This is a genomic window from Alphaproteobacteria bacterium (assembly GCA_033344895.1).
In the GTDB taxonomy this organism is placed as follows: domain Bacteria; phylum Pseudomonadota; class Alphaproteobacteria; order UBA8366; family Aestuariispiraceae; genus Pacificispira.
The window spans coordinates 4,075,791-4,097,050 of the sequence record JAWPMN010000001.1; the positions used below are offsets into that span (position 1 = coordinate 4,075,791).

Consider the following 21,260-nt stretch of genomic DNA (forward strand, 5'->3'; position numbering starts at 1 on the left):
CGAAAGTGTGACTTCATGACCCGGACACTCCTGGAAACCGACGGCCTGACCGTGCGCTTTGGTGGTCACGTCGCTGTCGATGCGGTGACCTGTTCCTTTCACGCCGGCGAACTGACCGCGATCGTGGGGCCGAACGGGGCCGGCAAGACGACATATTTCAATCTGATTTCCGGACAGATCCCGGCGTCGGCCGGGACGGTAAAACTCATGGGATCCGACATCACCCGGGACGGTGTATCGGAGAGATGCCGCAAGGGACTTGGCCGCGCCTTTCAACTGACCAACCTGTTCCCCAACCTGACCGTGCTGGAAAACGTCCGCCTCGTGATCCAGGCACGGGCAAACAAGGGATTCAGCCTACTGTCGATGGCCGACAGCCATTCGAAACTGACTGCCGACGCGATGGCAATCCTGGAGCGTGTCCGCCTGGACCGCCTGAAGGGACAGACCGTCCGCGAACTGAGCCACGGCAATCAGCGAAAGCTGGAAGTGGCGCTGCTGATCGCCTTGGATCCAATGGTCTATATGTTCGACGAACCGACCGCCGGCATGAGCGTCGACGAAGCGCCGGTTGTGCTCGATCTGATCGCTGAGCTCAAGAAGGACAGCGACCGCACAATTCTGCTGGTCGAACACAAGATGGATGTCATCCGGTCGCTCGCGGACCGGATCATTGTGCTGCATAACGGTGCCCTGGCGGCGGACGGGCCGCCCGGCGAGGTCATGGCGTCCGACATCGTTCAGGAGGCCTATATGGGACGGGATCTGGAAGATGTCTGAACCGGTGCTCACCCTGACAGGCGTTCATACCGACATCGCCCAGTATCATATTCTCAACGGTGTCGATCTGGCCGTGCCAAGGGGCGGCGTCACCATGCTGCTCGGCCGGAACGGGGTCGGAAAGACAACGACACTTCGAACGATTATCGGCCACTGGCAGACGAAGGCCGGCAGCATCACCTTCGACGGCACGGACATTACCGGTCAGACCGTACCGGCCAGGGCCCGCGCCGGAATCGGCTTCGTGCCGGAGGATATGGGAATCTTCTCCGATTTGACGGTAGAGGAGAACATGATCCTTGCGGCGGTTTCGGGCCCACTGGACCCTGCCCGCCGCGACTGGCTGTTCTCCGTCTTTCCCCCGCTTCGAACGTTCTGGGAATCGCCGGCAGGGACATTGTCCGGCGGTCAGAAGCAGATGCTCTCGATCGCCAGAGCGATGGCGGAAGAACGGGTCCTTTATCTGATCGACGAACCCACTAAGGGACTTGCCCCGGCCATTGTCTCCACCATGGCCGGCGCCCTGCGCAAACTGAAGGCGCAGGGGGCGACCATCCTGCTGGTCGAGCAGAACTTCGCTGTAGCCAGAGCCCTGGGCGATACAGCCGCGGTAATGGATGACGGTCGCATCGTTTGGGCCGGCCCCATGGCGCAACTGGCGGAAGACGCCGCGTTGCAGGAACGCCTGATGGGCCTCAGCATGGAAGCGCATTGAGATGACCACAGCACCGGACCACACACCGACTTTCGCTGCCGAGACACTTGCGGAGCGCCTTGCCCGATTGGCTCCGTATCTCCTGATCCCTGCCCTCGTGCTGATCGGCTTCATCGCAATCGGGGCACCGTCTTCATGGTTGACCCTGACGGTATCGGGTCTCGCCATGGGGATGATGATCTTCATCATGGCCTCCGGGCTGACCCTCGTGTTCGGGTTGATGGATGTCATCAACTTCGGTCACGGCGCATTCATCTCGGTCGGCGCCTTTGTCGGAGTTTCCGTCCTGCTGGCGATGGGGGACTGGACCGGGGCCTCGTCCCTACTGCTCAATGTTTCAGCCGTGTTCTTGGCCGTCATGGCCGCCATGGCGGTCACCGGGTTGATGGGCTGGGGTTTCGAGCGGATCATCGTACGGCCGGTCTATGGGGCCCATCTGAAGCAGATCCTGGTTACCGTCGGCGGACTGGTGGTGATCGAGCAGTTGATCCATGTCGTCTGGGGACCGGATGAAATCTACCTGACCCGCCCGGAGACCCTGAAGGGGGCTTTTACCTTTGCCGGTGCCGCGGTCGAAAAGTACCGGTTGCTCGCCGTCGTACTCGGTATCGCCCTGTTCCTGGTCATGCGCCTTGTTCTGAAGCGCACGAAGATCGGGCTGATTGTCCGGGCCGGTGTCGAAAACGGCGAAATGGTGCAGGCGCTGGGCTACCGGCTGCGCATGGTTTTCATCGGTGTCTTCGTGGCCGGATCCGCCCTGGCAGGACTGGGCGGTGTCATGTGGGGGCTCTATCAGGAAGTCATCACCGCCGGAATGGGCGAGGAGATGATGATCCTTGTCTTCATCGTGGTCATCATCGGCGGCCTCGGTTCGGTCGAAGGGGCCTTCCTTGGTGCGCTGCTGGTCGGGCTCTTGCAGAACTACGTCGCCTTCCTCGAACCAAAACTGGCGCTGGTATCCAATATCGGACTGATGACAGCAATCCTCATGTGGCGGCCGCAAGGCATGCTGCCCATCGTGAAGGCGAAGTAGCATGATCTCGACACTCCTGTCCCGCGACCTGCCCCACTCGACGATCCTGACCGTACTGCTTGTCACGATCCTGGTCTGCCTGGCGGCTGCCCCCTTCCTGTTCCCGGGGGTCCGCTCGCTGGAGACGGCCGCCCGGATCTGCATCTTCATCGTCCTGGTCGCCAGCTACGACCTGTTGCTCGGATACGGCGGCATTGTCAGCTTCGCCCATACCATGTTTTTCGGGTTGGGCGCCTATGGCGTGGCCCTCGCCTCGACGCATCTTGGTCGGGGCTATGACGCCCTGCTCATCGGCGCCCTGCTCGGCGCCCTCGGCGCGGCGTTGCTGGCCTTGCTGATCGGGCTGTTCTCGCTGCGCGTCCGGGCGATCTTCTTTGCCATGATCACCCTGGCCGTCGCTTCGGCCGTCGCGGTGCTGGTTTCGCAGTTTTCCGGGATTACCGGCGGAGAGGACGGGTTGAACTACTCCATTCCGCGCGAACTGACACCTGCCTTCCGGCTGGGTGAGGTCTTTGGGGTCAAGATCAACGGAAAGCTTCTGAACTACTATCTGATCTTCTTCGCTTCGCTTGCGCTTTTCCTGATCCTTCTCCGTCTCGTCAACTCACCCTTCGGACGCGTCCTGCAGGCAATCCGGGAAAATGATTTCCGGGCCGAGGCAATCGGATACAAGGTCGTCTGGTATCGCACCGTCGCGACCTGTCTTTCCGCGGCAATCGCCGCACTTGCCGGCAGTCTGTTTGCCATCTGGCTGCGCTATGTCGGGCCGGATACGACGCTGAGCTTCACGATCATGCTGGACATCCTCTTGATGGTCGTGATCGGCGGCATGGGCACGATGTACGGCGCGGTCATCGGGGCGACGATCTTTGTTCTGGCGCAGAATTATCTGCAGAATCTGATGGGCGCCGCATCGGACGCAACGGCGATGATCCCGCTTCTGCCGCAACTGCTGGACCCGGATCGCTGGCTGCTTTGGCTGGGTGTTCTGTTCATCCTGAGCGTCTATTTCTTTCCCTCCGGCATCGTCGGCCGATTGCGGGCGGGGCGCTGACGGTGGCGCACCAGTTCCTGTTTCTGCATGGCTGGACAATGCATGGCGGTATTTTCGATGACCTGATCTCAAGGCTGGGGGATAACTGCATCTGTGCCGCCCCCGACCTTCCCGGACATGGGAGCGCCAAGGCACGACCGCCGACACTGGACGATTGTGCAGATGTCCTCGCGTCCGCCCTCGACGCGCTTGGTCCGGATCCGGTCATTCCCGTTGGCTGGTCGATGGGCGCGGCCGCGGTGTGGCGGTACATCCGCCGGCATGGAACTGGGAAAGTCACCGGCCTGGTCACTGTGGACATGAGCCCCAGGGTCAGTCCGGCCAAAGACTGGCCGCATGGCCTGATAGGTCAGACCGAGGAATCCGTCGCCGCATCGACCGCACGGTTCGAGACGGATTGGCATTCTGCGACCGAGAGTATCGCGGCGACCATGTTCGGATCACCGGAGGGCGCGCCCCGGTTCAGCCGGTCCGATGCACTGCGTATTATTCGCGGACACTCCCCTGCTGCAATGCGCGCGCTATGGCATGACCTGGTGGCCCTTGATGAACGGGCGCTTATTCCGCAGATCGACGTGCCCTATCTGGTATGTTCCGGTCAGCGCAGTCGCGTTTATCCGGAGGCCGCCTCACGCTGGATCGCCGACCAGGCACCGCAAAGCCGTCATGCGGTCTTCGAAATGTCCGGCCACTCACCTCATCTCGAAGAACCGGCGGCCTTTGCACATACTCTACTGGATTTTGCCGACCAACTCTGACGCTCCCTGTCGGATGCGAAGGCGTAGGCACCGCTAGAATCCTCCGGCGACATCCTTCGCCTTGACCAGGGAGCGCCCCTCACAGATCACCGTCCCGTCCGGCGTCACACAACGCGCCCAAAGGTCGACCAGGTGCTTGTCCGGGCGCAGGCGGGTGACTTCCACGCTCGCGGTCAAGTTTGTATCCAGCGGTGCGGGCAGGTTGAAATGCAGTTCTTGCTTGAGATAGTTCGTGCCCGCCCCAGGCAGCTTGACGCCCAGAAGGTAGGAGAACAACGCGGCGATCAGCGGTTCCGGGACATGATCGCCCGGGTCCGCGCCCGCCAACGCTGAGAAACGCTCCAGGTCGGTGCGGGAGTAGCGGCGGGCAACGGACGCTGACTGACCGACATTCAACATTCGATTTCTGCCTCGCCAACCAGAACCTCCGCCCCGTCGGCAACACGCATGGCCCTGAAGGCAAGCTTTCCAGGCGCTGTTTCGATTACCGACAAGGCAATCTCCTCCTCGGCAAAGGCCGGATTGGGAAACATCATGGTCTGAATGCGCTGCCGGACGCCCGGACGCGCCTGTTGCAACAGCCCCCACAGTTTCGAATAGATCAGCATGCCGTGACTTACCGTACGACCGAATGCGGTCCTGGCGGAGAATGCCGGGTCCACATGGATTGCATTGTCGTCGCCAGATACCGCCGCAAAGGCATCGAATTCCGCCTGGGTCGGCACCCAACGCGCGGACAGGTCAATCATGGTCCAGCAGCTTTCTCAGTTCCGGTTTCCGTACCTTGCCGGCGGCGGTGCGCGGGAAGTCTTCTACGATCCGGACAATTGCGGGCACCTTGTACGCGGCCAGTCTTTCCCGGCACCAGGGCCGCAATGTCTCCGCCGACAAGGTTTCACCGGGTCGCAATGTAATGAAGGCCGCACCGACCTCGCCCCATTTATCGTCTGCAATGCCGATCACGGCGCATTCCAGAATGGCCGGGTGAGCGATCAGGACACGCTCGACCTCGGCCGGATAGACGTTCTCGCCGCCGGAAATGTACATGTCCTTGATACGATCGACGATGAAGTAATAGCCATCCGCATCACGCCTTCCGACATCGCCGCTTTGCAGCCAGCCATCTTCGGTAAAGGTCTTCTCCGTTGCCTCGGGATTCTGGAAATAGCCCGGTGTGATGTTGGGCCCACGCAGTTGGATTTCGCCTTCACCGGACACTCCGTCCGGTACGCCGGCCAGCCGAACCTCCGTCAGCATCTGCGCCCGCCCGACAGAGCCGATCTTCTCCGCGGCATGGCGGGCATCCATCAGAAAGACCGTCGGGCCGGTTTCGGTCATTCCGAAACCGTTCAGGACATAGGCGCCGCGCTGCGAAAAGAACCGGATCAAGGGTTCCGACAGCGGTGCACCGCCGCAGCCACAGCGAATGCCGGCCCAGTCCACCGCATCGATGTCATGCAACAGCGAGAAGGCCTGATAGATGGCAGGGACGCCAAAGAACTGCGTCACGCCACCGCCCTCGAGAAGGGCCATGACCCGATCCGCGTCAAACTTCGGAAGGATGGTGGAGAAACCGCCATTCAGAAAAACCGGAAGCGTATAAAGATTAATACCGGCGGTATGAAACAGGGGCAGGAAATTGATCGACCTGTCAGCCCCGGTCAGGCCGATGGCCTGACCGATATTCACGGCATTCGCCCAGGCCATCTTTGCGGTCTGTATGACCGACTTGGGCCGCCCTGTCGTGCCCGAAGTGAAAAGCAGGTACCAGGGACGATCAGCGGGAATGGCGGCGCGCAGCGGCGGCCCGCCCGCGGCGATCCAAGACTTGAGATCGCCATCCGTCCCAACCAACGGAACTCCCGACCTCCGCGCGACGTCTGCGGCCGTTTCAGCCATCGCCCGATCATGGATGAGGGCCCTGGGGGTGACGGTGGCCAGCGTCTCAACAAGCTCGGCGGCAGGCTGTCGCCAGTTCAACGGACACAGGATGACGCCCGTTTTCTGGCAGGCGAACAACGCCAGAAAGAACTCCGCGCAATTGTGGCAGAGGATGGCAACGCGCTCCCCCTCCTCCAGCCCCATCGATCGGAAGCCACATGCAATGGCGTCGGCAGCCGCGTTTATGGCGGAGAAGCTCCAGTCCTGACCGGAAATGGCATCGTGAAACGCCAGATCATCGCACGAAAGTTCCGCGCGTTTCATCGCCATGTCCGGGAGCAGATCAGACATTGCCGGCGGCCTCTTCCCGGCCAAGGAAACGCGCCATGCGGGCCTTCACGAGGTCCGAGCCAATCAAGCTGCAAAAGGCCGCTGTTTCCCGTGATAGACCGTCCCGGACACGGGGCAGGCGCTCCGCGTTCCAGAGCAATCGCTTTGCAGCCAACGCACTGTCGACATCGATCCGCGCAAGTAACTCCACGCATCGGGATTCCGGATCGTCATCAACTGCCGTAGCAATGCCGAGCCCAACGGCGTCACCGGCGGAAACGCGGCGATCGGTCAGGAGCCAATTCTGCGCTGCGGAAATTCCGATAAGGTCAGGCAGTACCGCCGTCCAGCCGCCGTCGGGTGCGAATCCCACGGTCCCATAGTACGGTTGAACAAAGGCCTCAGAAGACAGTACCGACAAGTCGGCGGCGAATAGAAAGCCGGCGGACCCGCCTGTGATGGCACCCCGTGCCGCCACGGCGAAGATCACCGGTGCCGCCATCATGCGATAGACGCATTTCTGAAGGCGGGGCACAACGGCATTTGCGTATTCCAGAACCGTTCCGGATTCCGCAGCATCGTGAAAACGTCCGACATCGCCGCCGGTCGAGAAGTTCCTGCCGCCCGAGAGAACGACCCGCTCGACACCGCTGTCGATCACCGCATCCAGCGCAGATTGGAGGGCGTCGAGAAGTCCAGGTTCAAGAGCATTGGCACGGGGCGCGTCGAGCCGAATGAAATGACAACGCTCCCCGGTCGGCAGATCACGCAGATCCAGCCTTACCAGTTCGTTCACGGCTCAAGTCCCCGACGGATCAGGCGGTGCGCCTCTTCAACCACACGGTCGATATCGGGAGCATCATCCCAGAGGATGTATCGATCCCCCAAGGCCCGCGCCATGCCCATCAGCGCCCAGGCTCTGATTTCCGGATCGCCGGCGGAGATTTCGCCCTTCTGCTGCGCTTCCCGAAGACCGGCTGCATACGCATCGCCAAAGGCGGTGAAATAGCTGCGATAGGCTTCCGGATCGGTAAACCTGGCTTCCTCGACAATGCGGTACAGCGATGGCCTGGCCAGCAGAAACCGCAAGAAGGCCTCCAGACCCAGCCGTTCGGCCGTCAGCCTGTCCGGGGCCCCCGCGACGGCGTCGGACACCTCCGAACGGGTCAGGCGCCCCATTTCCAGAACGAGTTCCCGGAAGATTTCCTCCTTGCTGGAAAAATAGATGTAGAATGTACCAAGTGCGGTTTCGGCCTGTTGCGTGATTTCCGCGATCGATGCCGCAGCGAAGCCCTGAGCACCGATGACGGCCTCAGCGGCTTCCAGGATCTTTGCGCGGCGCGCCAGTCCGCGTTTCGTTTTCGGCACAGCTTGAACACCCATGAAATCATGAATACTGATTCATGTTTCAAATTCAAGCTCTATTTCATCGCCGGAATGGCTTGCTGCATGCTCGACGCTTGCAAAGACACCGAACTATCCATAGAAGACGCAACGTTTCATATGTCGGGGCGTAGCGCAGCCTGGTAGCGCATCTGCTTTGGGAGCAGAGGGTCGTTGGTTCAAATCCAGCCGCCCCGACCACTCACCGTTTCGACTCCGTTCAAATTGCTTCGTTTGGTTCGATATTCGAACGGGTCTGATTTTCAGATTGCGCGAAATTCTTCAATCGCCCCTCCAGAGGCTTCACCCTCAATTAGACTGCACAAATGTAAGATTGCCGACATAATTGCATGGTTTCCCATCGCTTTTCGAATGCCACAGATGAACCGTTCCCTTTCACAAGTTTCCCGTAAACCGCGTATCGTACACTTCGCCTAAAATGCTTCCAAAATCTCCTTGAAAAGATACGGGTAAGACTATTACATCCCGCTGGGTCACATGAGGCGACTGCTTTGCATTCGCTTAAACAATGAGTTGGTGGGATAGATTATGACCGCGCATGCAAGCATCGCGGACGAGCGGTCGTTTGACCGACTTGTCGATTTCGACGCGGCAACGACACTGTTGCGTGCATTTGCCAACCCGCATCGGTTTAAGATTCTCTGTCTTCTACGGCAGGGCGAATTGACCGTGGGCGAGCTGGAAATGGCAATCGGCATTCGTCAGCCGAGCATGTCACAGCAGCTCGCGAGACTTCGCGAAGATGGCATTGTTTCCTGCCGGCGCGATGGCAAATCCATGATTTACAGCATTGCCAGCCCCCGCGCTCAACGCCTGGTAGACGCGCTGATTTGCATCCACGAAGCGGCCTGAACAACGGCGAGGCTCGATTGCTGGGGCCCAACTTCGTGGGGCCCTTCACTCCCCATCCGGCGGGTCGCGATTCAGGCGTACCGGAATTTCCACCGACGAACGGATGTGCAGATCCCGCTGCGAGAATGGAAATTCGATGCCGTTCTCGCGGAAAATCTGCCAGACATTCAGCAGTACCTCGCTTCGCACATTCGCGACCCCGGCCTGGGGATCGTCGATCCAAATTCTCAGTTCCAGTTCCAGGGCATCCGCCCCAAATGCCATGAAGCGGCAGACCGGCGCCGGGTCGCTTCGAACCCGTGCGACCGACCGCGACGACTCCTCCGCCAGTTCCATCGCCTTCTTAACATCCGACTCATAGGAGATTCCGACCGGAATTTTCAGTCGGACCAGCGTGTTGGAGAAGGACCAGTTCTCGACGCGCTGTGAGATCAGTTCCTCATTCGGAATCAGATGTTCCGTTCCATCACGGGTGATGACGGAAACGTAGCGCGCCCGCAGCGAATTGATCCAACCGAACGTATCCCCGATTGCGATCACATCCCCCGGCTTGACCGATTTGTCCATCAACAGGATCAGGCCGCTGATCAGGTTGGAAACGACCTTCTGCAGGCCGAATCCGATGCCCAGCCCCACCGCGCCGGAGAACACGGCAAGCGCCGTCAGGTCGATGCCGATACTGTCCAGAGCCGCGACGACGGCAACGCCCATGAGGAAGATGCGAACCGTCTTGCCAAGCAGTACCTTTGCGGACGGGGAAAGCCCCTTTGCATGTTCGAACCGGGCTTCGACCAGCCGCGAGAGAAATCCGGCTGCCCAGAGCAGTGCGACGAGCACGATCCCGGCCTTCAGCGCACTCAATACGCTGACCCGGACATCGCCCAGCGTCACCCCCATACTGTCCAGCGTGGCCATGGTCGGCGCCAACAGCCCCAGCAGATTCAGCGCCGCCAGGGTCCAGGCGAGAAATGCGAGAGATTTGGACCAACCCGGGTCGCGGATTGCCTGGGACAGGACCCGGATGACAACCCACGCCGTCAGCAGGCTAACCGCGCTTTCGACCAGATGATGCGGCCAGTCCGCCTGTTTTGCGGCGAATACGCTGAACCATTGCAGGATCAGCCAGATGACCGGCAGGACGAGCGGAACCATGGTTCGGAGCGCTGGATCCGTGAACCGCGCGAAACGGCCCTTCCCCAATTGTCGCTCCAGAACCCGGCGGGTCGTCCCGGACAACAGTCGCGCCAGAGCCCATGCGGCAAGGATTGTAAGAAGCTGTATCAGAGTGGAAGGAACCAGGATCGTCGTATCGATCCAGGTCCAGACGGACGCGGAAAGTCGTTGAATCTCTCCCGGGTCCAAAAGGCGTTCGAGTAACCCGACTTCTTCTTGCATATGCGCAGTCTAGGACGGTACTGCTCGTTTGGCTACGGCATGAATGGCCGCGCGGAATCCGGAAGGGCCAAGCCAACCGTCGTTCCGCGCGGCGCCGATTGCCTACTCTGTGACGCCCCCCAGCTTATGTGGATTGCAAATTGTAGCGGTCGTGATGGCGTACCCAGCTCATCGGCCCTTCCTCGTTGCGCCCTCGCGGCGCAAGATCGAGCAGCGCATAAGTTCCCATCATCGCCTCCACACCCCGGCCATAGGTCGAATAGGTGTGGTAGACACTGCCATCATCGTCCTTGAAGAAGGCACTGATGCCTGGCCATTCCTCACCGAGATGACGCCACTGGCCGTAATTGTAGTCGATTGTTCCGCCAGCCGTATCCGCCGGCGTGAAGCTGACCCGGAAGTCGAAGTTGAAGGACGACCCGTGCGAAGAGACCCAATTGAACTTCCACCCCATACGCTTCCGAAACCCTTCAATCTCGTCGAGTGTCGCGCGAGACACCGCCACCAGGGTGACATCATGATGGGCCAGATGCCGGTTCATGCCATCGATATGATCGGCCATGAAGGAGCAGCTTGGGCAGCCATGCTTCCAGCCCTCCACGAACATGAAGTGCTGCACCAACAGCTGTGAACGGCCATCGAACAGGTCAGCCAGCGTGCGTTGGCCATCCGTCGTATCGAACCGGTACGCCACATCAACGCGTTGCCAGGGCAATGCCTGGCGTTTTCGGGTCACTTCGTCCCGCAGCCGGGTCAGTTCCTTTTCAGCCTTCAGCAATTCCAGGCGGGCGTCGCGCCAGTCATCGCGGTTTGCGATCTTGCGATCCATGGTCAGTTTCCTTCCGAGTGAGAATTGAAGGTCGCGGCGGTCAGCCTCAGCCAGGGCGGCAGGTGAAAAAGTCCCATGAGGAAATACATGAGCGCCATGTCGCTGATCAGGGGCATCCCTGTCAGGCTGTTGCATAAACCGTCGACCGGTGCCTCCGCCGACAGCCAGGCCATCCCCGCACAAATCGGAGACACGACAAGGCTCAGCCATCCGGCCGGGTCCCATCGCGTCACCTTCGGTACACTGCCGGTACCCGGTACTGGTGCCATTGCCAATTTCACGTCTCCGTTCAATTGTGCCTGTCTCGGCGGTTGCGATGGCGGCACGCTAGGACAGCCCGGCGCGCGGGTGAGAGTTACAAAGGTGACGGGATTTTCATGGACTCGCTGATCAACAGCGCTGCCAGGGCCCTTTCCGGCGGCGACCCGCTCGCAGCCCTGAACCGGGTCGCGCTGCGAAACGATCCTCCGGCCCTGGCTTTGCGTGGCATTGCGATGGCGCAACTCGGCGATCTGGAACGGGCGAGGACATTGCTTCGGGCCGCCGTTCGAGCCTTTGGCCCGACTGAAAGCGTATACCGGGCGCGATGCGTGGTTGCCGAGGCCGAGGTCGCCCTTGTGTCCCGGGACCTCGGAAAGACTTTGGACGAACTCCCAGGTGCGCGCGCCGTTCTTGAGGCGGCAGGCGATCTCGCGAATGGGGCCCATGCCGCCTATCTCGACGCCCGGCGTCACCTTCTTACCGGCCACCTGGACCATGCGGAGGCGCTGCTTTCTTCCTTTGACAGATCGGGGCTCCCCCTGACCACTCGGGTCGGCTGCAATCTCGTCGAAGCGGGCATCGCGATCCGGCGTGTTCGAGCCCGGCCCGCACATTCGGCGTTGGAACAGGCAAGACGAGGGGCTCGAAAAGCCGCAATCCCTGCCCTTGCCGCGGAAGTGGAAGCCACGGCGAAGTCACTCCAGGCGCCAAAAGCGCGTATCCTGACGCAGTGTGATGACCGGTTGGCGTCCCTCGCGGATGTCGAAGCCCTCTTCTCCTCCGGCGCGCTGATTGTCGACGTCTGCCGCAACGTTCTGCGGGCCGGACCAACCGTCATTTCAATGACGAACCGCCCGGTCCTATTCTCAGCCCTGCGCACGCTTGCCGAGGCCTGGCCCACGGATGCCGCCCGGGAAGTACTGCTCAAACAGATCTTCGGGGCACGTCAGGCGGACGAGTCGCACCGGGTCAGGCTTCGGGTAGAAGTCGCGCGTCTGAGAAAACTCATTGTACCACTGGCGGATATCAGGGCGACGAAAGCAGGGTTCGTCCTGAGACCCAGGACGAATGTCGACATCGTCCTGCTGCTGCCCCCGACCGAAAGCGAGCATGGCGCGTTTCTGGCCTTGCTGGCGGACGGGGAAGCCTGGTCGAGCTCCGCCCTGGCGGAAGCGACAGGGATGAGTGCACGCACGGTGCAACGGGCCATGAAACTGCTCGCGGGCGAAGGCGCGGTCGAGCCGATTGGCCAAGGGCGCTCCCGCCGTTGGATGGCCACGCCTGTGCCGGGTTTCCCGACAAGTTTGTTACTCCCCGTCGCCGGCATTCCCCGCTAGTCTCCGGGCATGAAGAAATCCGGCGCTGAAATCCTGTGCGAGTACGGTCCCTTCCCCGGCATCGATCATGTCGCCGGGGTCAGTTTCGATGGAAAGTATGTCTGGTTTGCCTCAGGCGATCGGTTGAATGCAATCGACCCGAACAGCGGCAGGATCATCCGTGCGGTCGATACGCCGGCCAATGCCGGAACCGCCTTCGACGGCACGTACCTGTTTCAGATCTCGGAGACGGTCATACGCAAGATCGACCCACTGACGGGCACCATCGTCGCGGAGATTCCATCCCCAGGCGCAGGAAGCGATTCTGGTCTCGCCTGGGCGGAGGGCTCACTCTGGGTTGGTCAGCACCGGGACCGGAAGATCCATCAGATCGATCCAGAAACTGGCGATATTCTGCGAACGATCCAGTCTGATCGTTTTGTAACCGGCGTGACCTGGTCACAGGGGGAGTTCTGGCACGGGACATGGGACGACGACATGAGCGACATCCGTCGCGTCGATCCGGAGACGGGCGCGGTGCTGGAATCCCTTGAAATGCCACCAGGCAGCGGAGTCTCGGGTCTGGAAGCGGACGGCGGGAACCGATTTTTCTGCGGCGGCGGCAACAGTGGAACCGTCCGCGTCATACGGAAGCCGGATTAGCCGACAGCGCGCCCGGCTGCTCCTTCAGCGGCGGCCCCGGGTCACTCCCCTACTCCCACTCGATCGTCCCGGGCGGCTTCGACGTCACATCGTAGACAACCCGGTTGATACCGCGCACCTCGTTGATGATGCGGGTCGCGACCCGGCTGAGAAACGCGTGATCGAACGGATAGCTGTCGGCCGTCATGCCATCGGTCGATGTGACCGCGCGAAGACCGCAGACATGATCATAGGTTCGCGCATCCCCCATCACGCCGACCGTCTTGACCGGCAGCAGCACCGCGAAGGCCTGCCAGATCTCGTCATACAGGCCGGCATTGCGAATTTCTTCCAGATAGATCGCATCCGCCTTGCGCAGGATATCCGCCTTCTCGCGATCGACCGGGCCGGGAATTCGGATCGCCAGTCCCGGACCCGGGAACGGATGACGCCCGATCATGCTCTCCGGCAGCCCCAGCTCGCGTCCCAGTTCCCGGACCTCGTCCTTGAACAGTTCCCGCAGCGGTTCGACCAGCTTCATGTCCATCCGCTCGGGCAGGCCACCGACATTGTGGTGCGACTTGATGGTGACCGATGGGCCTCCTGCGAAGCTGACACTCTCGATCACGTCGGGATACAGCGTGCCCTGCGCCAGGAAATCTGCGCCGCCGATCTTCGTCGCTTCCTCCTCGAAGACATCGATGAACAGGCCGCCGATGATCTTGCGCTTCTTTTCAGGATCGTCGACACCGGCCAGCTTGCCGAGGAACAGATCCGACGCGTCGCAATGAACCAGCGGTATGTTGTAATGATCGCGGAACAGGCGCACGACCTGCTCGCTTTCGCCCTGGCGCATCAGCCCGTGATCGACATAGATGCAGGTCAGGCGTTCGCCGATGGCTTCGTGGATCAGCACCGCGACCACAGAACTGTCGACGCCGCCGGACAGACCGCAGATCACGCGGCCGTCCTCACCAACCTGACGGCGGACGCTTTCGATCGCCTGCTGCTTGAACGCCGCCATGGTCCAGTCGCCGGTGCAGCCGCAGACCAGATGCACAAAATTCGAGATCAGGCGCGCGCCGTCCGGAGTATGAACCACTTCCGGATGGAACTGAACTGCATAGAACTTACGATCGTCATCAGCGATGGCGGCGAAGGGTGCGTTGGCGCTTTTGCCGACCACCCGGAACCCATCCGGCAGGCGGTCCACGCGGTCGCCATGGCTCATCCAAACCTGAGGTTTTCCACCTTTCTGCCAGACCCCGTCAAACAGACCGCAATCATCGACGACGTCGATTTCTGCACGGCCGAACTCCTGATGATCCGACCCTTCGACCGAGCCGCCGAGCTGCGCGCACATCGTCTGCTGCCCGTAGCAGATACCGAAAACCGGAACTCCCAGGTCGTACACGATCTGTGGCGCGCGGGGCGTGTCCGAATGGGTCACACTGGCAGGGCCGCCGCTCAGAATAATACCCTTCGGGGCGAAAGCTCGGATCTTGTCGTCGGAAACGGCATTGAACGGATGAATTTCCGAATAGACGCCCGCCTCGCGCACACGACGCGCAATCAACTGGGTAACCTGACTGCCGAAATCGAGAATGAGAATGCGGTCGTCGCCGACAATATCTGTCATGGTTCTGGAATCTTCCTCTGGCAGGCGCGGAATGCGCTTCTAGCTATAGCAAATCCGTTACTCGAACAAGGTCAGGGCCGGCGCGCCACCATATCGATTTCAACCAGGGCGCCGACGGCCAGCCCGGTGACGCCGATGGTGGTTCGGGCCGGCAGCTTTCCGGCCTCGAAATACTCGAGATAAGTCTGGTTCATCGCCGCATAGTCCCGGTCGAAATGGGTCAGATAGATCCGGCACTGCACGACGTCCGACAAGCCCAGGCCGAGCCCGTCCAGGATCAGTGTCAGATTGTCCATCACCCGGCGAGTCTGGGCCACGATCCCGTCGGGCAAGGGCGCAGCGTCATCATTCGGGTCAGTCGGCATCTGGCCGGTCAGGAAGACAAAGCCGTTGACCTCCGTCGCATGCGAAAACGGTGCGACGGGCGTCGGGCCCGCGGCGATCATGTGGTGCAGAATGTCGGACATGGTGTGTCTTCCCCCTTGATTATCCGGGTCCGGACCAAGCCCCGATCGCCCTGACGAGGACGCCGGCAGGCCTGCCGTGAGCCCCCCTCACCCCAGCTTCCTGCCGAGAACCGCAACAAAGAAGCCGTCTGTATTGTGGTCCTTCGGCGTCAGCCGCAGATGGGGACGCCCAGCATCGCCTGGATAGGACGTTCCCGGCACCGTTTCACGCCAGACATCCGCCACCGGGTGCTCGAAGAAGGTCGGGTTCGCAGCCAGGAACGACGCAATCTGAGCCTCGTTTTCACTGGGCAGGATGGAACAGGTCACATAGATCAGGCGCCCGCCCGGTGCGACCAGCCGCGCCGCGCTCTCCAGAACGGAGGCCTGCTTGGCGATGACCTCGTCCAGGCCTTCGCGGGTCAGTTTCCATTTCTGGTCCGGATTGCGCCGCCAGGTGCCGGAACCGCTGCAGGGCGCGTCGACCAGCACCCGATCGAAGCCGCCGTCGAAACGAGCCGCCCGACGCTTCACCCATTTGTCCCGTTCCGACGACAGGGCACGACGTTCCACCATGAAGACGCCGGCCCGCTTCAGGCGTTGCGCGGCGCGGTTCAACCGGGCCTCGGAAACGTCACAGGCAACGATCCGACCGGTATTCTGCATGGCAGCGCCAAGCGCCAGCGTCTTGCCCCCTGCCCCGGCACAGAAATCGACAACCTTCATGCCCGGTTTGGCCTCGACCAGCAGGGCCGCCAGCTGCGAGCCTTCGTCCTGAGGCTCGATGAGACCGTCCTTGAAGACCGTCGTACCGGTCAGCGGGCGCCGTTCCCGCAGCCGTAGCCCGGTCGGAGAATACGGCGTCGGAACAGTTTCAATGCCCTCGGAGGCAAGCCGGCTTCCCGCCTCCTCACGCGTGCCCTTCAGCAGATTGACCCGCAGGTCGACCGGCGCTTCATCGCCATGGGCCGCCAGTTGCGCCTCGGCATCGTCGCCATACAGCGCGCCCAATTCCTCGGACAGGAAATCCGGGACGTTCGCCGCAGCCGCCAAAGGCTGGCATCCCAGATCGAACCCTTTCTGAGCCGCCAGTTCGACCGCGACCCTCTTTTCGACGCCGGTTAGCGGCGACGGATCGAAACGCTCCCCGGTAAAACTGCCGTCCATATCTGTCAGTTGCTGCCCCTGTCCCAGCTGCAGCCAGATGAGCAATCGCGCCCGCGGTGTCGGGTCGCCACCCTGACAACGCGACAGCCACCAATCGATCTGACCGCGCCGACGCAGGGTGCCGTAGACCATTCCAGCAATTGCCGACTTGTCCTTCGCGCCGGCATAGCGGTTGGAGCGGGCCCAGTCGGCCAGCAGCTTGTCGGCTGGCGGTGCGTCCGCCCCGTCCAGGCGTTCCAACAGGCCGATCGCGGCGGAAATTCGGGCACCTGGTGTCATCCGTAACGCACTTTCATCCACAGTATGGAAAGGACCAGCAACAGGGTAACCCCGTTTGCCAGAACGAGCGGCAAATCGCCGATGGCGAGACCGTATGCAAGCCAGAGACAGACACCGGTTGCAAAGATCAGGAACATCGTCAGCGAAATGTCCCCGGTCGACCGACTGCGCCAGCATTTTATCGCCTGCGGCAGAAACGCGATTGTCGTGCACAATCCGGCGATCAGTCCGACGGCCTCGATCATCGGCGTGGCCTCACCGATCGATCTGATAGTTGGGGGATTCCTTGGTCACCGTGATATCGTGGACATGGCTTTCACGCAGGCCGGCATTCGTGATGCGCCGGAACGTGGCACGGGTCTGAAGGTCCCGGATCGTCTCGCTTCCAGTATAGCCCATTGCGGCTCGCAGACCGCCGACCAATTGGTGGACGACACCAGAAACAGAGCCCTTGTAGGGCACGCGCCCTTCGACGCCTTCGGGAACGAATTTGTGGCTTTCCGCCACTTCCTCCTGGAAATAGCGGTCAGCAGAACCGCGCGACATCGCGCCGGCCGACCCCATGCCGCGATAGGATTTGTAGGAACGCCCCTGATACAGAAAGACTTCACCCGGCGCCTCTTCGGTTCCCGCGAGGAGCGACCCGACCATGACGGCATCCGCCCCGGCGGCAATGGCCTTGGCAAGGTCGCCGGAAAACTTGATGCCGCCGTCGGCGATCGCGGGGATTCCGCGCGCATGACAGACCTCGGATGCCTCCATGATCGCGGTAAGCTGCGGCACACCGACGCCGGCGACAATCCGTGTGGTGCAGATGGATCCGGGCCCGATCCCGATCTTGACCGCATCCGCACCGCTATCGATCAAGGCCTTGGCGCCGTCGGCCGTCGCGACGTTGCCCGCAATAACCTGGGCATAATTCGACAGTTTCTTGACGTTGCCGACCTGATCCAGCACGCCCTGGGAATGACCATGGGCGGTGTCTACGACGATGACATCCACCCCGGCGTCGAGCAGCGCTTCGGCGCGGGCAAGGCCATCCTTGCCGGTCCCGGTCGCGGCGGCCACACGCAGGCGACCGTGCTCGTCCTTGCATGCATTCGGGAAGTTCTGGGCCTTTTCGATGTCCTTGACGGTAATCAGGCCGACGCAATGCCGTTCCTCGTCGACGACCAGAAGCTTTTCGATGCGATATTTGTGCAGCAGCCGCATGGCCTCGTCGCGCGTAACGCCTTCCGGCACGGTTACCAGGCCGCGCTTGGTCATCAGCTCCTTGATCGGCGTCGCCATCTCTTCCGCGAACCGGACGTCGCGGTTGGTCAGGATGCCGACCAGCTTCTTGGACCGCTTGGAGACCACCGGGATACCGCTGATGCCGTTTCTGCGCATGATTTGCAGTGCGTCGGCCAGGGTGCGGTCCGGGGTGACGGTGATCGGGTTGACCACCATGCCGCTTTCGAAGCGCTTCACCATGCGCACTTCGTTGGCCTGTTCTTCAACCGTCAGATTCTTGTGCACGACGCCGATGCCGCCCTGCTGGGCCATGGCGATTGCCAGCCGCCCTTCCGTCACCGTGTCCATCGCCGCGGAAATCAGCGGCATGCCCAGTTCGATGGTGCTGGTCAGTCTGGTTCCGGTATTGGTCTTCGCAGGCAGGACGTTGGAATGTCCGGGCTGGAGGAGGACGTCATCGAAAGTAAGGGCTTCGGCGAAAGTCATCGGACGGCACTCCTGTTTTGTCTGCGGTGCCGCAATATACGCAGAATCCACTGCCTTCCAAGCCTTAAGCGCTTCGAAATTGCAAAATTTGCCCCAAAAATCCTATTCCCACAAAGACACGATGCAACTGAACCCTAAAAACGCGCTTTCACCCCATCACAAAATGCAAAATGCGCAGTTTATGTCCTGAAACGCACTACAGCAGGTTCGCATCCTGCAATTCAGCTTCGATTTTCGCCATTGCCTTTCCGGTTATGGCCCCATTCAGCAATCCGACTGCCGCTTTCGCAGCTGCCCTGTGCAGGAAATTGTCCAGATTTTCGTCAATCAGCCGGCAAAGGACCTTACCGATCCGTCTTTTCATCCGACCGTGCAACTCAGGCATCTTTTCGGCAAATCCGGACGGCCAGGGCGGCGTGAAGGGCTTCAAACCGAGATCCAGCCCGAACATGTCCCGTCGGTTCATGCCTCGAACCAAGGGAATGATCGGCAGAACCTGCGAACCGTCCGGTCGCGTGATCTTCCAATGGTCGATCTGTTGCGGCGACCACCTGCCCTGAATCAAGCGGTGTTCGACCGGCACGGTGAACCAGTTCGCCAGGAAACGCTGGGCGTTGATCCGGCCAAGAATGTAGTCGTGATGCCGAAAGGACACATCCAGGAACCCACCGAAAGCGCGCAGGGCGCCCCCCGCGACAGCATATCTGGCCGGTACCTCATTGCCTGCGCCATCCAACTCGTACCGTGCCGGGGCAATGACATATCGACTGGGGGTTCCGTTCCGCAGAACCGCCAGATCTTCCGGCTTGAAGCGTGCCTGCTGCTTCAGCGCCGACATTAACGCGCCGAGCACAAATCCCAATGTCGGGTGACCATCCTTCGGCTCCCCTTCCTGATGAACATTCGGGAACGGGTCCACCATGATCAGTTTGCGGGTGGATTTCACGGGATCGCGTTCGTTGCGTCCGCTTTCATCGGCAATGAGACGCCTTCCGATCTCGATCGGCTCGTTGTTCATCGTGCCGCCGTCGACCGTCCAGTACGCAAACTCACCATCGGATCGCCCTCCGGGAAAGTCGGGGGGAATTTTTGCGGAGGCCATGCATTTCCCGTCAATCGGGCTGTCGAGCGGTACCGGCCAATGCATTTCATTATAAAGGTCACGGTCAGTGGATATCCGCCGAGGACGCAAGGCAAAGGGAAAGGCCGCGGTTCCCATCGCGGCGTCCGCCAGCTTTCTAAATGGCTCAGAGGTACCGTCGGTATCGAAATCGACGAAACAATGGCCGACCCAGCCGGGGTTCGACGTTCCATAGGCGAACCGCGCATAGTCCTTGTGGGCGGTGACGGAATGTTCGGTCCCGGCCTCCCCTATAAATGACAGATTGTAGGGAACACCCCGCAAATTCGTCGTCGACAGGTAGATCGGCACCGGATCGCGCAGCCAGGCCGGATAGGCTGATCGTGTCTTCGGAATATCAACCGCACGGTCCCGGATGCCATCGATACTGCCGGCCCCTTCCGTATTCAGAAGCGAGAGCAACGGCTTATCCTCCGACAGGTCGTCATCCTCCAGCATGCCGGCGATGTCGACCTCCTCAACCCAGGAACGGTAGAGCACCGAATGGTCGGCATCCGGATCGTATCGCGGCCCGGAGACGCCTTTCACCTCACCGCGAACGACGGAGGCCAGCAATGCGCCGCTGATGCCGCCGGCCGATGCGCCCAGCACGGCGTCAACGGTCACTCTGTGGTCCTGGGGCAGCATCGGGTCGCCTTCGGTCCGGGCGGCCTCCATCGCGTCCAGTGCCTCGATCAGGAAGTCCAGAACGCCGGCGGTATAGGCCCCCGCTGAAACAGCCCCGGCCATGACCAAAGAAAGATGAAATCCGGTATCGTCTTCCTGACGGCCCGGCAGACTCATGTCTTGAAGATACATCCTGACGCCCCCTTCCCCCGAAAGAAGGCAATCATATCATGTCAAGCGAACTTGTTTAACCGTTCTGGTTGTCATCCTCACGACGGAAGCCGAGGGCGACGACATACATCTCGGGCGATTCCTTGCGGCTGGCGGGCGGCTTCATGTGGAAAACCCGCTCAAAGTCCTTCTTCAGCACGTTCAGGAGCGATCCTTCGGTGCCGCCAGAAAAGACTTTGGCAACAAATGCGCCACCGGGGGCAAGCACCTCCTGCGCGAAGGCATAGGCGGTTTCAACCAGGGCAACGATGCGCAGATGGTCGGTCTGAGGATGGCCCGTCGTGTTTGCCGCCATATCCGACAGAACAATGTCCGCCTGACCGCCGAGTTCGGCCTTCAGGCGGTCCGGTGCATCGTCATCCATGAAATCGCCGACCAGCAGAACCGCGCCGGGTATCGGGTCGCATTCCAGCAGATCGATTCCGACGACGCGCGCGTTGGAACCGCAGCGCTGAAGCGCCACCTGGGTCCAGCCGCCGGGCGCACATCCCAGATCGACGATACGGTTTCCGGGTTTCAGCAGATTATGCTTGTCGTCGATCTCCGCCAGCTTGAAGGCCGCGCGACCACGATATCCGAGCCGACGGGCTTCCGCCACATAGGGGTCGTTGAGCTGACGTTCGAGCCAAAGCGTGGAAGACAGCTTTCGGCCGCGTGCGGTCTTCACCCGTACCCTTGCGCCACGGGAGTCCGTGACATTGCGACTGCCGCCGCCTTTCTTTCCAGTTTTCCTGGCCATGCATCGGCCTCCCGAAACGAAGAAACCGCGCCGAAGCGCGGTT

23 protein-coding genes and 1 tRNA gene are annotated in these 21,260 nt (G+C 61.2%); 9 read left to right on the forward strand and 15 right to left on the reverse strand.

What is annotated here, in order from left to right:
• The first annotated feature begins 15 nt into the window (after positions 1 to 15).
• From R8L07_19360 to R8L07_19380, 5 genes are read left to right on the forward strand one after another with little or no spacing between them, the layout of a single operon-like run.
• On the forward strand, positions 16 to 780 hold the full coding sequence (locus R8L07_19360) for an ABC transporter ATP-binding protein (GenBank protein ID MDW3207700.1): 765 nt from the start codon (positions 16 to 18) through the stop codon (positions 778 to 780).
• Complete coding sequence (locus R8L07_19365; GenBank protein MDW3207701.1) at positions 773 to 1,495, forward strand: ABC transporter ATP-binding protein; 723 nt, start codon at positions 773 to 775, stop codon at positions 1,493 to 1,495. Before R8L07_19360 ends, R8L07_19365 begins: the two co-directional genes overlap by 8 nt.
• 1 nt (position 1,496) lies before the next feature.
• Complete coding sequence (locus tag R8L07_19370) at positions 1,497 to 2,528, forward strand: branched-chain amino acid ABC transporter permease (protein ID MDW3207702.1); 1,032 nt, start codon at positions 1,497 to 1,499, stop codon at positions 2,526 to 2,528.
• A 1-nt stretch (position 2,529) separates the two neighbouring features.
• Positions 2,530 to 3,582 (forward strand): branched-chain amino acid ABC transporter permease, encoded by a 1,053-nt coding sequence (locus tag R8L07_19375; protein ID MDW3207703.1) that lies wholly within the window; start codon positions 2,530 to 2,532, stop codon positions 3,580 to 3,582.
• A 2-nt stretch (positions 3,583 to 3,584) separates the two neighbouring features.
• Positions 3,585 to 4,340: an alpha/beta fold hydrolase gene (locus R8L07_19380; GenBank protein ID MDW3207704.1), complete on the forward strand. Its 756-nt coding sequence runs from the start codon at positions 3,585 to 3,587 to the stop codon at positions 4,338 to 4,340.
• Between the two features lie 33 nt (positions 4,341 to 4,373).
• On the opposite strand, the gene R8L07_19385 is transcribed toward R8L07_19380, so the two are convergent.
• From R8L07_19385 to R8L07_19405, 5 genes are read right to left on the reverse strand one after another with little or no spacing between them, the layout of a single operon-like run.
• Positions 4,374 to 4,739 (reverse strand): phosphate acetyltransferase, encoded by a 366-nt coding sequence (locus R8L07_19385; GenBank protein ID MDW3207705.1) that lies wholly within the window; start codon positions 4,737 to 4,739, stop codon positions 4,374 to 4,376.
• On the reverse strand, positions 4,733 to 5,089 hold the full coding sequence (locus tag R8L07_19390) for a MaoC/PaaZ C-terminal domain-containing protein (GenBank protein MDW3207706.1): 357 nt from the start codon (positions 5,087 to 5,089) through the stop codon (positions 4,733 to 4,735). The genes R8L07_19385 and R8L07_19390 overlap by 7 nt, the downstream gene beginning before the upstream one ends.
• Complete coding sequence (locus R8L07_19395) at positions 5,082 to 6,572, reverse strand: AMP-binding protein (GenBank protein MDW3207707.1); 1,491 nt, start codon at positions 6,570 to 6,572, stop codon at positions 5,082 to 5,084. The genes R8L07_19390 and R8L07_19395 overlap by 8 nt, the downstream gene beginning before the upstream one ends.
• Positions 6,565 to 7,347, reverse strand: a complete 783-nt coding sequence (locus R8L07_19400; protein MDW3207708.1) for an enoyl-CoA hydratase/isomerase family protein — start codon at positions 7,345 to 7,347, stop codon at positions 6,565 to 6,567. The genes R8L07_19395 and R8L07_19400 overlap by 8 nt, the downstream gene beginning before the upstream one ends.
• Complete coding sequence (locus R8L07_19405) at positions 7,344 to 7,934, reverse strand: helix-turn-helix domain-containing protein (protein MDW3207709.1); 591 nt, start codon at positions 7,932 to 7,934, stop codon at positions 7,344 to 7,346. Before R8L07_19405 ends, R8L07_19400 begins: the two co-directional genes overlap by 4 nt.
• 124 nt (positions 7,935 to 8,058) lie before the next feature.
• On the opposite strand from R8L07_19405, the gene R8L07_19410 reads away from it, so the two are divergent.
• Positions 8,059 to 8,135: transfer RNA gene (locus R8L07_19410), tRNA-Pro, on the forward strand.
• A 348-nt stretch (positions 8,136 to 8,483) separates the two neighbouring features.
• Complete coding sequence (locus R8L07_19415; protein ID MDW3207710.1) at positions 8,484 to 8,807, forward strand: metalloregulator ArsR/SmtB family transcription factor; 324 nt, start codon at positions 8,484 to 8,486, stop codon at positions 8,805 to 8,807.
• A gap of 45 nt (positions 8,808 to 8,852) precedes the next feature.
• Here R8L07_19415 and R8L07_19420 read toward each other — a convergent pair whose 3' ends face one another.
• The 3 genes from R8L07_19420 to R8L07_19430 form a co-directional block, all read right to left on the reverse strand.
• Positions 8,853 to 10,202, reverse strand: coding sequence for a mechanosensitive ion channel (locus R8L07_19420; GenBank protein ID MDW3207711.1), 1,350 nt, complete (start codon positions 10,200 to 10,202; stop codon positions 8,853 to 8,855).
• 124 nt (positions 10,203 to 10,326) lie between these two features.
• A complete protein-coding gene (locus R8L07_19425) occupies positions 10,327 to 11,031 on the reverse strand; it encodes a thioredoxin family protein (GenBank protein ID MDW3207712.1) in 705 nt (234 codons plus the stop codon).
• Between the two features lie 2 nt (positions 11,032 to 11,033).
• Entirely contained in the window at positions 11,034 to 11,300 is a 267-nt protein-coding gene (locus R8L07_19430; protein ID MDW3207713.1) for a hypothetical protein, read from the reverse strand.
• Between the two features lie 108 nt (positions 11,301 to 11,408).
• Between R8L07_19430 and R8L07_19435 the strand changes: the two genes are divergently transcribed.
• Both R8L07_19435 and R8L07_19440 read left to right on the forward strand, forming a co-directional pair.
• Positions 11,409 to 12,629, forward strand: coding sequence for a helix-turn-helix domain-containing protein (locus R8L07_19435; protein MDW3207714.1), 1,221 nt, complete (start codon positions 11,409 to 11,411; stop codon positions 12,627 to 12,629).
• A 9-nt stretch (positions 12,630 to 12,638) separates the two neighbouring features.
• On the forward strand, positions 12,639 to 13,271 hold the full coding sequence (locus R8L07_19440) for a glutamine cyclotransferase (GenBank protein ID MDW3207715.1): 633 nt from the start codon (positions 12,639 to 12,641) through the stop codon (positions 13,269 to 13,271).
• Positions 13,272 to 13,320: 49 nt separating this feature from the next.
• Here R8L07_19440 and guaA read toward each other — a convergent pair whose 3' ends face one another.
• The 7 genes from guaA to R8L07_19475 all read right to left on the reverse strand — a co-directional run bounded on the left by guaA (position 13,321) and on the right by R8L07_19475 (position 21,217).
• Positions 13,321 to 14,889, reverse strand: coding sequence for a glutamine-hydrolyzing GMP synthase (guaA, locus tag R8L07_19445; GenBank protein MDW3207716.1), 1,569 nt, complete (start codon positions 14,887 to 14,889; stop codon positions 13,321 to 13,323).
• Positions 14,890 to 14,960: 71 nt separating this feature from the next.
• The gene (locus R8L07_19450) at positions 14,961 to 15,356 is read right to left on the reverse strand and encodes a RidA family protein (protein ID MDW3207717.1); all 396 of its coding nucleotides are present in this window, start codon (positions 15,354 to 15,356) and stop codon (positions 14,961 to 14,963) included.
• An 87-nt stretch (positions 15,357 to 15,443) separates the two neighbouring features.
• On the reverse strand, positions 15,444 to 16,781 hold the full coding sequence (locus R8L07_19455) for an RsmB/NOP family class I SAM-dependent RNA methyltransferase (protein MDW3207718.1): 1,338 nt from the start codon (positions 16,779 to 16,781) through the stop codon (positions 15,444 to 15,446).
• A complete protein-coding gene (locus R8L07_19460) occupies positions 16,778 to 17,026 on the reverse strand; it encodes a SemiSWEET transporter (protein ID MDW3207719.1) in 249 nt (82 codons plus the stop codon). The genes R8L07_19455 and R8L07_19460 overlap by 4 nt, the downstream gene beginning before the upstream one ends.
• 10 nt (positions 17,027 to 17,036) lie before the next feature.
• On the reverse strand, positions 17,037 to 18,500 hold the full coding sequence (guaB, locus tag R8L07_19465; protein ID MDW3207720.1) for an IMP dehydrogenase: 1,464 nt from the start codon (positions 18,498 to 18,500) through the stop codon (positions 17,037 to 17,039).
• A gap of 196 nt (positions 18,501 to 18,696) precedes the next feature.
• Positions 18,697 to 20,439, reverse strand: a complete 1,743-nt coding sequence (locus R8L07_19470) for a patatin-like phospholipase family protein (GenBank protein MDW3207721.1) — start codon at positions 20,437 to 20,439, stop codon at positions 18,697 to 18,699.
• 55 nt (positions 20,440 to 20,494) lie between these two features.
• Positions 20,495 to 21,217, reverse strand: a complete 723-nt coding sequence (locus R8L07_19475) for an RlmE family RNA methyltransferase (protein MDW3207722.1) — start codon at positions 21,215 to 21,217, stop codon at positions 20,495 to 20,497.
• Between the last annotated feature and the right edge of the window lie 43 nt (positions 21,218 to 21,260).